This window comes from Kribbella sp. VKM Ac-2569, from assembly GCF_004216905.1.
GTDB lineage: Bacteria > Actinomycetota > Actinomycetes > Propionibacteriales > Kribbellaceae > Kribbella.
The window spans coordinates 127,615-139,001 of the sequence record NZ_SGXJ01000005.1; the positions used below are offsets into that span (position 1 = coordinate 127,615).

The window sequence follows — 11,387 nt, forward strand, 5'->3', positions numbered from 1 at the left end:
GAGAGATGACTGCCACGGTTACCGAGAAGAACAACGAGGCGGGTGCCACCGGCATCGGTCGCGTCGCCCGGGTGATCGGCCCGGTCGTCGACGTCGAGTTCCCAGCGGACGCGATGCCGGACATGTACAACGCGCTCGAGGTGGACATCACCCTGGGCGACCTGACCCAGACGATCACCCTCGAGGTGGCGCTGCACGTCGGCGACAACATCGTCCGGGCGATCTCGATGAAGCCGACCGACGGCCTGGTCCGCGGCACCGAGGTGCGCGACACCGGCGCGGCGATCTCCGTGCCGGTCGGCGCCGTCACCAAGGGCCGGGTCTGGTCCGTGACCGGCAAGTGCCTGAGTCAGGACGAGTCCGAGTTCGAGATCACCGAGCGCTGGCCGATCCACCGCAAGGCGCCGGCCTTCGACCAGCTCGAGTCGAAGACCGAGATGCTCGAGACCGGCATCAAGGTGCTCGACCTGCTCACGCCGTACGTGCAGGGTGGAAAGATCGGTCTGTTCGGCGGTGCGGGTGTCGGCAAGACCGTTCTGATCCAGGAGATGATCTACCGGATCGCCCACAACTTCGGTGGTACGTCGGTGTTCGCCGGCGTCGGGGAGCGGACCCGTGAGGGCAACGACCTGATCACCGAGATGGACGAGGCCGGCGTCTTCAAGGACACCGCGCTGGTCTTCGGTCAGATGGACGAGCCGCCGGGCACGCGCCTGCGGGTCGCGCTGTCGGCGCTGACGATGGCGGAGTACTTCCGCGACGTCGAGGAGCAGGACGTGCTGCTCTTCATCGACAACATCTTCCGGTTCACCCAGGCCGGTTCCGAGGTCTCCACGCTGCTCGGCCGGATGCCGTCGGCGGTTGGTTACCAGCCGAACCTGGCCGACGAGATGGGCGTGCTGCAGGAGCGGATCACGTCGACCCGGGGTCACTCGATCACCTCGATGCAGGCGATCTACGTACCCGCGGACGACTACACCGACCCGGCGCCGGCGACCACGTTCGCCCACCTCGACGCGACCACCGAGCTCTCCCGCGACATCGCGTCGCGTGGTCTGTACCCGGCCGTCGACCCGCTGACCTCGACGTCGCGGATCCTCGACCCGCAGTACATCGGCCAGGAGCACTACGACGTGGCCGTCCGGGTGAAGCAGATCCTGCAGAAGAACAAGGAACTGCAGGACATCATCGCCATCCTCGGTGTCGACGAGCTCTCCGAAGAGGACAAGATCACCGTCGCGCGGGCGCGCCGGATCGAGCAGTTCCTCTCCCAGAACACCTACATGGCGGAGAAGTTCACCAACATCCCGGGTTCGACGGTGCCGCTGAAGGACACCATCGAGTCGTTCAAGAAGATCGCCGACGGCGAGTGCGACCACATCGCCGAGCAGGCGTTCTTCAACGTCGGTTCGCTCGACGACGTCGAGCGCAAGTGGGCCGAGCTGCAGAAGGAAAACTGAGATGGCCGACGATTCCGCGAAGCACCTCGAGGTAGCCCTCGTCGCGGCGGAGCGGACGGTCTGGCAGGGGCAGGCGAGGATCGTCATCGCCCGCACCACCGACGGTGACGTCGGTATCCTGCCCGGCCACGCGCCGTTGCTGGGCCTGCTGCAGGGCGGCACCGTCCAGGTGCGGACCGTCGACGACGAGTACTTCGTCGCGGCCGCGCCGGACGGGTTCATCTCGGTGGCGAACGACCGGGTCTCGATCCTGGCCGAGAACGCCGAGATGGGTCACGACATCGACCTCGAAGAGGCGCGTCGCGAGCTCGATCAGGCGATGGCGGCCGGCCTGGACGACGCCGACGCCGACGAGGTGCGACTCGCCGAGGCCAGGGTTCGGGCCGCCGAGCAGACGTCCTGACTCGACCTGCCATAATCGAATATCGTCACTGGCAGTACGGTTCTCCGGGGTGCCCGGAGCAGTACCAGAACACGGGCACCGGAAATGGGGTCGGCAAGGTATGAGGATAGTCCTCGATGTCGTCGGGGTCTGTCTGCTTGCCGCCGTACTGTTCATCGCTCTTGTCGCGTTCCGCCGTCGCTGGTTGTCCAGGGACGGCGGAACTTTTGATTGCAGCCTGCAGCTCGCGCAGAAGGAACACGGCCGCGGCTGGGCGCTCGGACTGGCCCGCTACGTCGGCGACGACCTGCAGTGGTTCCGCGTCTTCAGCCTCGCCTGGTGGCCGAAACTCGTCGTCAACCGCCGCCAGCTCGAAGGCGTCACCACCCGCCGCCCGATGGGCAACGAGCCGCTGGTCACGTACGCCGGCCACGTCATCGTGGACGCCGACCTCCGCGACCGCACCGTCCACTTCGCCATGACCGAAGAAGCCCTCACCGGCGTTCTGGCCTGGATGGAATCCGCCCCACCGAGCACCCAGACCTACCTCTGAGCCGACTCAGCTGACACCCCTCGCCGAAGTCGGTGACCTGAGGGACATCGGATGAAGCACGGGAACGGGCCAGGTCCACAGAGGAGGGGTTATCTGCTGGTGTGCTGTATCCGTGGTTGGCCGATCGCGCCGGATCCCGCACGCATGGTCTCCGGAACATTTTCGTCACCTGCTGGCACATTTGTTCCGGAAACCACCGCCCGCATCACCCGTACGTCGAGCGGGAGAGACCGAAATTCGGTGGGCGCCGGCGTTCGGCGCGTGTCATCATCTCCGCCATGGAGACATACTTCTTCCGCGTGGGCTAGCTTCCGCTGGCCTGTTCGAGGTTTCCCGCGGTCAGCGATGCGGGAGTGACCGGTTGGTTGTTCCCGGGTGCTATCCGGGAGATTCTCCATGCAGTTGGTGCTGGTGCGGACCGTCACGGGTTTGGAGTGGTTGGCGGCCGAGGAACTGGCCGTCGCCGGGCATCGGGTCGTCGAGGTCGGCAAGCGACAGGTTGTCGTCGAGCCCGCGTCCGAGTCGATCGCCGGGTCGCCGCCACGGTTGGCGGACGACCTGTTCGTTGTGTACGCCGCGATTGCGGATCCTGGGCATACGAAGGCCGCGCTTGCCGGGGCGGCCGATGAGCTTCGCCGGGTACTGGAGTCGCCAGGTGATCGCAGCACGTTCGCCGTGTCGGCGTCCTGCGTAGGAGTGCGAAACTTCAACCGCTACGACGTCGAAGACCTGGTAGGGGAGCAGCTGTCCCACCTGACCGGCGGCCGCTACCACTCACGACGACAGGGCGTCGCCCCACCGGACGAGCGCTCCGAATGGCGCGTCGTACTGGACGGAAAGACCCTGTGGGTCGCCCTGCGCCCGTACGCCGTACCACTCCATCGGCGGACGTGGCGCCAGCAGACAGTACGAGGAAGCCTCCACCCACCCGTAGCCGCCGCAATGGCGCGCCTCGCGGACCTTGCACCCGACCACAACGTCGTAGACCCGTTCTGCGGAGCCGGAACATTGCTCCTCGAAGCACACCAACTCGAGCCGCAGGCGGAGTACGTCGGCCTGGACCATGACCCGGCCGCGATCGCCGCGGCCAGAGCAAACGCTGCCGGCAGACGGATGCAGTGGAGGTGCGCAGACACCCGCAGGCTCACGACCGGTGCGGACCGCATCATCACGAACCCGCCGTGGAACAGGCGGGTCCAGATCGGCGACCTCGCGCCGTACCTCAGAGCCTGGAGACGGGTGCTCGACGGGCGGCTCGTCGCGATCCTCACGCCGGAGCAGGCAACCCGACTGGGCCGCGGCTGGCGGGTTCAGGCGCGGTACGACGTCACCGTCGCGGGGCGGCACCCGGTCATCGTCGTCGCGGAGGTGTCGCGCGGTTGATATCGGATTGTATGAAACACATTCACCGAATCTGGGTATAAACAAGCACATGCTTTCCGGTGTCTGCGAGGTTGTTGCCGCCTGAGCCTTGGAGGACCTGTGACGCGTTCCCGACCGGTTCGTCTGATCGTCGCGCTACTTGCCTGTGCGCTCGTGATTCCTGCGGTTCCGGCGTTGGCGTCGCGGGAGGTGACGCTGGAGGTCCTGTCGAGCCGGCCGGACAAGGTGACCGGCGGCGATGCGCTTGTGCACGTCGCCGTACCGGATGCCGACGAGCCTGTCCAGGTGACGCTGAACGGCAAGGACGTGTCGTCGGTGTTCACTGCTGACGGCACCGGTCTGACCGGACTGGTCGGGAACCTGCGGCTCGGCTCGAACCTCCTCCGCGCCGAGACGGAAGGACGGGGTACGACGCTGGAGGTGCAGAACTACCCGCGGCAGGGGCCGGTGTTCTCGGGGCCGCACGAGCAGCCGTTCTTGTGTGAGACGGCCAAGTTCACGATCCCGGTGATCGGTGGCACGCTCGGCGCTCCGCTGGACGCGGACTGCACGGTCGCGCCGCGGGTCGACTACTTCTACCGGACCACCGCGGGCCAGTTCGTGAAGTGGCCGGCCGGTGCCACGTCGTACCCGGCGGATCTCGCGAAGACGGACTCTGGTGATCCGTTCATCGTGCGGATGGAGACCGGCAGCGCGAACCGGGCCGTGGTCCAGACCAGCATGCTGCACGACCCGTTGCGTTCGGCGGCGCCGACCCCGACGCGGCGTTCGCCGAGCTGGAACGGCCGGGCGATCTTCACGCTCGGCGGTGGGTGCGCCGGTGGCTGGTACCGGTCGGGTACGACGACCGGCGGGGTGACGGACGCGTTCCTGCTCGGTCGCGGGTACGCGCTGATGTCGTCGTCACTGAACGTGTTCGGCCAGAACTGCAACGACCTGACCGCGGCCGAGTCCGCGATGATGACGAAAGAACTGTTCGTCGAGCACTACGGACGCCCGGACTTCACGGTCGGCTTCGGGTGCTCCGGCGGCTCGTACCAGGCGCATCAGATCACCGACAACTACCCGGGCATCTTCGACGGCATCATCGTCGGCTGCTCGTTCCCGGAGGTCGGGTTCGGCACGGTCTCGTTCATCAGCGACTCGTGGCTGCTCGACTCGTACTTCACCAAGTCGAGCCTTCAGTGGACGCAGGAGCAGAAGCGTCAGGTCGCCGGTTTCCAGACGTACGCGACGTTGCCGAGTATGGCGGTGAGCGCGAACCGGATCGACCCGCGGCTCAACTGTTCGCACCTTCCGGTCGAGCAGCGCTACGACCCCGCGACGAACCCACGCGGCGCCCGCTGCGACGTCTTCGACCACACGATCAACGCGTACGGCACCGATCCGTCGACCGGGTTCTCCCGTCGGCCGCTCGACAACGTCGGCGTCCAGTACGGGCTGAAGGCGCTGAAATCCGGGGTGATCACGCCGGCCCAGTTCCTCGACCTGAACGAGCGGGTCGGCGGGTTCGACGCGGACGCCAACCTGGTGCCGACCCGGACCGTGGCGGATCCGCAGGCCACGCGTACGGCGTACCGGACCGGGCGGCTGACGTACGGCGGGGGCGGGCTGAAGGACGTGCCGATCATCGACTACCGGGCGTACTACGACACCCAGTCGTACGGCGACATCCACGTCCGATACCACACGTTCTCGATGCGCGCCCGGCTGCAGAAGTCGAACGGTACGGCGGCCAACCAGGTGAGCCTGCTCGAGGATGCGACGTACGGACTGTTCAGCACCGCGAGCCCACTGCTGCAGCACGCGGTCGACGAGATGGATCGTTGGCTCACGCAACTGACCGCGGACACCACATCGCGGCCGCGGATCGACAAGATCGTGGCGGCGCGGCCGTCCGGGCTGGTCGAAGGGTGCCGTGCTCCCGAGGGCTTCGTCGCGCAGCCGTTGGACCGCGATCCGGCGTCGCGCTGCGAGAAGCTGTTCCCGTCCGCATCGTTCCCGCGTGAGGTGGCCGGGGCCGGGGTGGCGGCGGACGTGATCAAGTGCAAGCTGCGTGAGCCGGTTCGGTCGGAGTACCCGGGGTTCACCGACGCGCAGTGGAACAAGTTGCTGACGATCTTCCCCGGCGGGGTGTGCGACTGGTCGAAGCCGGGGATCGGCCAGCAGCCGCTGGCCGGCACGTGGATCAGCTTCCCAAGCTGAGAATGCGCTGTGGTAATCTCGACGTCGCAGGCGCGGGTTCGAACCCGGTCGTAGGGCGCAGCGGCAGCAAGCCGAAAGGGCAAGGCCCACCTACTTCAAGACCGAAGAGGGAGCGCCATGCCCAAGCTCGAAACCTACAAGAAGCAGGCGAAACTGCTCGTTCGCTGGCACCGCGGAGAGAATTTCTCGATCGGCGGTCGCATCCGACAGCTCGAGCGCTATCGCACGTTGTCCGACCGCGAAGCACTCGCGCTGAAGTTTCCGCTCACCGAAGCCCAAGAGATCATCGCCCTCGAAGCGGGCTTCGCCAGCTGGGCCGAACTCAAGGCGAGCACGGAAGAGGCCCCGCCCACCAGCGAGCAGCCGGAGACTCAGGACACGGCAGTCGCGAGCGCCAAACCGGTGCTGTACGTCGCCGACGTCGATGCCTCGGCCACGTTCTATCGGGACCAGCTCGGCTTCCGGATCGACTTCTTGCACGGCAACCCGCCGTTCTACGGATCGGTGTCGCGCGACGGCGCGACCTTGCACCTGAAGCTCGTCGACGAGCCGGTGTTCGCGGCCGGTGCCGCCGAACGCGAGGGGCTCATCATGGCGTTCGTCGATGCGCCGAACGTCCGCGAACTCTACACGGAGTATCAGTCAGCTGACGCCGAGATCGTGCAGAAGCTGACCAAACAAGCGTGGGGCGGCACCGACTTCATCGTGCGCGACCCGGACGGCAACGCGATCGCGTTCGTCGGCTGAGACTCGACGCGGCCTAGGCACGACCGGTTGCGGTTCCCAAGCTGAACCTGAAGGCGTGTTTCTGCGGTTGCAGGTCGTGCGGCGGCAGGATCGGCGCGCCGCTCGTAGGACTTCCTAGGCCGTGCTGCAGGGCATCCAGCGTGATCCAGACCCGGTCACTCGGGCGCAGGTCCGCTGGGTGCTCGGCGGCGGCCAGGTCGGCTGTCGTCCAGCGGCGTGCCGTCAGCGCGAAGTGTGGATCGCCGGTCAGCCGGAGCTTGCCGGCCGCCCCGGAGAGCTCGGCCCAGCGAACGTCACCGCGGGCGCCGTTCTCCTGCGGATACAAGTACGGCACCTGGAAGTCGTCGATCGTGCTTGTATAGCGGCCGATCCGCGCCGCCGAGCGGGAGTCCGGGTAGGCCTGCCCTGGCCCCAGCCCGAACCACGTCAGGCCGTGAAACCCCGCCGGCACACCGAACGTCACCCCGAGCCGAGCCCAAGGCACCGTCCACTCACCCAACGGTTCTACCTCGACCTCCGCCATCAGTCGCCCGCCGTCGGTCCTCCAGGTGTACGTCGTCAGCACCCGAGCATCCGTCGCCGCGGCCCCCACCATCGTCGCCACAACCAGCTGATCACCTGAGGCCTCGACGGACACGGTCCGGTACCGCAACCGATCCAGCCCGGCGTTCGCCCACCGGGTCTTCCGGTCGAGCGTCGTGGCATCCCAGGTCCGGGCGTCATGCTGCGTAGGCGCCCGCCACAACTCCAGCGGAACATGCTCGATCGCCCATCCATCGAGCCCCACCAACCGCCCAGTCCGCTCGTCGAACCGCCCCGGCCCCACGATCACCACTCCACCCCGATTCGCGAGAGGGGAGATAGTTGGTTTGGTGGGCTCAGCCGGTGCGAGCTGTGATTGCGTGAAGGCGACCTCGTGGCCGGCTGGGGCCCAGGCGCTGTCGTTGGTGAGTACGGCGCGGATTGTCAGCCAGCGTTCGCGGTTCTGGAGCGCCGCGAGTTCGGGAAGTTGTACGGTCGCGGACTGGCCGGCCGGGATCACCGGGAGGTCGAGGGGGCCGCGGGCAACTACCTCGCCTTCGTCGGCGACCTCCCAGTGGAGGGACAGGTGCGAAGTGTCCAGTACGTCGTACCGGTTGGTGATCGTGAGGACGTCACCGGCAACGGAGAGGCGGACCGGCTCATAGACCTTGTGGACCTCCGCGAGCACCGGTTGCGGGGTCAGATCGGGGAAGACCAGGCCGTCTAGGACGTACGTACCGTCGTGCAGTTCTTCGCCGAAGTCACCGCCGTACCCGTAGGAACCGTCCGCTCGCAGGATGCCGTGTTCCATCCACTCCCAGAGGAACCCGCCCTGGCAGCGTTCGTAGGTGTCGAAGAGCGCCTCGTACTCCGACAACCCGCCAGGACCGTTGCCTCCGGCATGCGAATACTCACACAGCACGAAGGGCATCGAACGCCGGCGCGCATCCAGCACCGGATCCTCCAACGGCTTCTCCGCACGCTTCCCGATCGCCTCAACTTCGGCGTGCGACGCGTACATCCGGCTGTACACATCCACATCCGCACACGACAGATCGCCCTCGTAGTGCAGCGGTCGCGACGGATCCCGATCCCGCGTCCACGCGGCCATCGCGGTCAGGTTCGACCCGACGCCGGCCTCGTTGCCGAGCGACCACATCACCACGCACGGGTGGTTCTTGTCGCGCTCCACCGTCCGCCGCATCCGGTCCAGCGATGCGTCCAGGAACCGCGGGTCGTCGGCCGGGTTCCCCTGCCAGTCGAGCAGCATGAACCCGTGCGACTCGTAGTCGCATTCGTCCATCACCCAGAACCCGAGCTCGTCGCACAACTCCAGCAACCGCGTGTCCGGTGGGTAGTGACTGGTCCGGATCGCGTTGATGTTGTGCCGTTTCATCACCAGCAGCTCTTCACGTAGCCGCTCAAGAGGTACGGCGCGACCGAACACGGGATCGTGCTCGTGCCGGTTCACCCCGTGGAACAGGATCCGCCGCCCGTTGACCCGCAGTACGCCGTCGACGATCTCCACCGTCCGGAACCCGATCCGCAGCGCGACCCGCTCACCCGGCAGTTCCACGACCGCGTCGTACAACCGGGGTACCTCGGCCGACCACGGATCGACGCCCGGGATCGTCACCGTCTCCCCGCACGGCACCACCACATCCAGCGATGGGATCCGCACCACCGCACCCGGCACCGACTCGACCATCAACACACCGGCACCGTCGACGTAGTCCGCGTGCACGAACACGTCCGCGTCCACCGGGCGGGCGATCAGCGTGACGTCCCGGAAGATCCCCGGCAGCCACCACATGTCCTGGTCCTCGAGGTACGAACCGGACGACCACTGATGCACGCGCACCGCCAGGACGTTCCGTCCCGGCCGCAGTACGCCGCCGACCGCGAACTCGGCCGGCAGGCGCGAACCTCGCGTCACCCCGAGCTCGACCCCGTTCAGCCAGACCCGCGCGCACGAGTCCACTCCGTCGAACCGCAGTACAGTCGAACCACTCCACGACTCCGGCAGCTCGAAGGTCAACCGATGGTCGCCGGTCGGGTTCTCGTCCGGCACGTACGGCGGGTCGACCGGGAACGGATACTTCTGGTTCGTATACGCCGGACTCCCATACCCATGCATCGGCCACGACGAAGGCACCGGCAATACATCCCAGTCCGAGTCATCGAAGTCAATGTCCTCGAAGCCGGTCTCGCCCACTGAAGGCGACAGCCGGAACCGCCACTGCCCGTTCAGACTCATCCGAGGGGCATCCGATCGCACAGCTGCCCGCGGCGGCAGCACGCCGTACCCCGGACCCGGATCTTCCCAATAGTTCACGCGTCCTCCCGGATCCACACGGCCATCGGGCCGACTTCCCGGTTCGCCCAGGCGTAGTAGGGGATCGCGGTCAGCGTGCCGTCCCGTGTCGGTACGTCGACCGTCGTCACACCGCCGAGCAGGTCCGGCTGCTCGCGCTCGATCAGCTCGCCCGCGACCACGGCCGCCGAGTCGAGTACGACGTCTGCGTCCTGCTGTTCGAAGCAGTACACCAACGGGCCGCGCTCGATCGCGATGCAGCCACGCACCGAGTCAATCCGCTCGTCGGGCGTCGTACGGCGGGCCGCGACCGGCAACTCCAGCACGACCTCGTCGCCCACCTCCCACACCCGCCGCAGCGGTCCCTCGAACCCGTTGACCGTCAGCCGATGACTATCCGCCCACGCGGGGATCCGCAACCCCAGCGTCCACGGCGTGTCCGGCGTCGAGGTGATCCGCACCCGGACAGTCCCGTGCCACGGATACTCGGTCTCGACATCGAAGCCGATCGGCCCGACCCTCACCGAGGCCGGCGCATACAGCTGTACTTGCACCCCGTCGTCGTCCGAGGTCGCGACCAGCTGATCCAGTGACGACAGCGTGCGCATCACGTTCGGAGGGCAGCACGCCGTACCGAACCACGGCTGCCGCCCACCCACCGCGGAACGCTGATCGTCGGCGAAGGCGTTGTTCCGCACCTTCAACGTGTTCACGTAGAAGAACCGGTCACCGTCGAGCGACACCCCGGAGATCACCGCGTTGTACAGCGTCCGCTCGATCAGGTCGGCGTACTTGCTCTCACCCGTCGCGAGCAGCAGCCGCCAGCTCCACTGCACGCTCGCGATCGCGGCACAGGTCTCGCAGTACGCCGCATCCGGCGGCAGCTCGAACGGGTCGCCGAACGCCTCGCCGTACCACCTCGCTCCGACGCCACCGGTCAGGTACGTCTGGCTCTCGACCATGGTCGACCACGTCGCCTGCAACGCGTCGAGCAGCTCGTCGTCGCCGGTCTCCACCGCGACGTCGGTCGCACCGGACGTGAGATAGAGCGCCCGGACCGCGTGCCCGGCGATCGTGCGGACCTCACGCACCGGCAGGTGATCCTGGAAGTACGCCGGACCGTGGTGACCCGGGGGAGTGAGCAGCCCGCGCCCGCGCGCCTCGACGAAGTACGACGCCAACTCGAGGTACGCCGCCGTACCGGTCTCGCGGTAGAGGTCGACGAGCGCCATCTCGATCAGCGGATGCCCGTCGACTCCTTCCAGCCGCCCGGGGCCGAACGTCTTGCACAGATGATCGGCGAACCGGGACGCCACGTCGAGCAACGTGCGATCGCCAGTCGCCCGTACCTGCGCCACTGCCGCCTGTAGCAGGTGTCCCGCGCAGTACAGCTCGTGCCCCTTCTCCAGGTCGCCGTACCGCTGCCCGTCGAGCGCAAGCCGCGTGTAGGTGTTGAGGTACCCGTCCGGGTCCTGCGCCGCGGCGACCAGAGCGCTCGCAGCGGACTGCCGGTCAGCGAGGTCGGTGGACGGCTCGCGGGCCTGCTCCCAGGCAACCGCCTCGAGCCACTTGTAGACATCGGTGTCGGCGAACAACTTCCCTTCGAAGCCGCCTGTCTGCTCGTCCGCGGCCCGGCGGAAGTTGTGGAGCGTACCGACTTCTTCGAGGCGCTGCGCCGCGGCCGGGATGGTCGTCTCCCGGTTGATCCGCTGCCGGTCCGGCCAGAACCCGCCGGTGAGAACGGTGGAGCCGAGGGGGAGTGCACGCAAAGGCATGGTGGCAAGGTAACCACCGTCGCGGACGCCGAGGCAAGACTTCGTG

General features: G+C 67.3%; 8 protein-coding genes. 6 read left to right on the forward strand and 2 right to left on the reverse strand.

Annotated elements, in window-relative coordinates; all coding sequences use genetic code 11:
* Positions 1-5: 5 nt before the first annotated feature.
* The 6 genes from atpD to EV649_RS31670 all read left to right on the forward strand — a co-directional run bounded on the left by atpD (position 6) and on the right by EV649_RS31670 (position 6,730).
* On the forward strand, positions 6-1,460 hold the full coding sequence (gene atpD, locus EV649_RS31645) for a F0F1 ATP synthase subunit beta (protein ID WP_130387325.1): 1,455 nt from the start codon (positions 6-8) through the stop codon (positions 1,458-1,460).
* A 1-nt stretch (position 1,461) separates the two neighbouring features.
* The gene (locus tag EV649_RS31650; protein ID WP_130387326.1) at positions 1,462-1,863 is read left to right on the forward strand and encodes a F0F1 ATP synthase subunit epsilon; all 402 of its coding nucleotides are present in this window, start codon (positions 1,462-1,464) and stop codon (positions 1,861-1,863) included.
* Positions 1,864-1,963: 100 nt separating this feature from the next.
* On the forward strand, positions 1,964-2,395 hold the full coding sequence (locus EV649_RS31655; protein ID WP_130387327.1) for a DUF2550 domain-containing protein: 432 nt from the start codon (positions 1,964-1,966) through the stop codon (positions 2,393-2,395).
* A 396-nt stretch (positions 2,396-2,791) separates the two neighbouring features.
* Positions 2,792-3,778: a methyltransferase domain-containing protein gene (locus tag EV649_RS31660; protein ID WP_130387328.1), complete on the forward strand. Its 987-nt coding sequence runs from the start codon at positions 2,792-2,794 to the stop codon at positions 3,776-3,778.
* A 99-nt stretch (positions 3,779-3,877) separates the two neighbouring features.
* Entirely contained in the window at positions 3,878-5,983 is a 2,106-nt protein-coding gene (locus EV649_RS31665) for a DUF6351 family protein (RefSeq protein WP_198682802.1), read from the forward strand.
* A 117-nt stretch (positions 5,984-6,100) separates the two neighbouring features.
* Complete coding sequence (locus EV649_RS31670) at positions 6,101-6,730, forward strand: glyoxalase superfamily protein (RefSeq protein ID WP_130387329.1); 630 nt, start codon at positions 6,101-6,103, stop codon at positions 6,728-6,730.
* 13 nt (positions 6,731-6,743) lie between these two features.
* Here EV649_RS31670 and EV649_RS31675 read toward each other — a convergent pair whose 3' ends face one another.
* Together EV649_RS31675 and EV649_RS31680 are read right to left on the reverse strand one after the other, a co-directional pair.
* On the reverse strand, positions 6,744-9,587 hold the full coding sequence (locus EV649_RS31675; RefSeq protein ID WP_130387330.1) for a glycoside hydrolase family 2 TIM barrel-domain containing protein: 2,844 nt from the start codon (positions 9,585-9,587) through the stop codon (positions 6,744-6,746).
* Positions 9,584-11,341 carry a beta-L-arabinofuranosidase domain-containing protein gene (locus EV649_RS31680; RefSeq protein WP_130387331.1) on the reverse strand — a complete coding sequence of 586 codons (1,758 nt, stop codon included), beginning with the start codon at positions 11,339-11,341 and terminating at the stop codon, positions 9,584-9,586. The genes EV649_RS31675 and EV649_RS31680 overlap by 4 nt, the downstream gene beginning before the upstream one ends.
* Between the last annotated feature and the right edge of the window lie 46 nt (positions 11,342-11,387).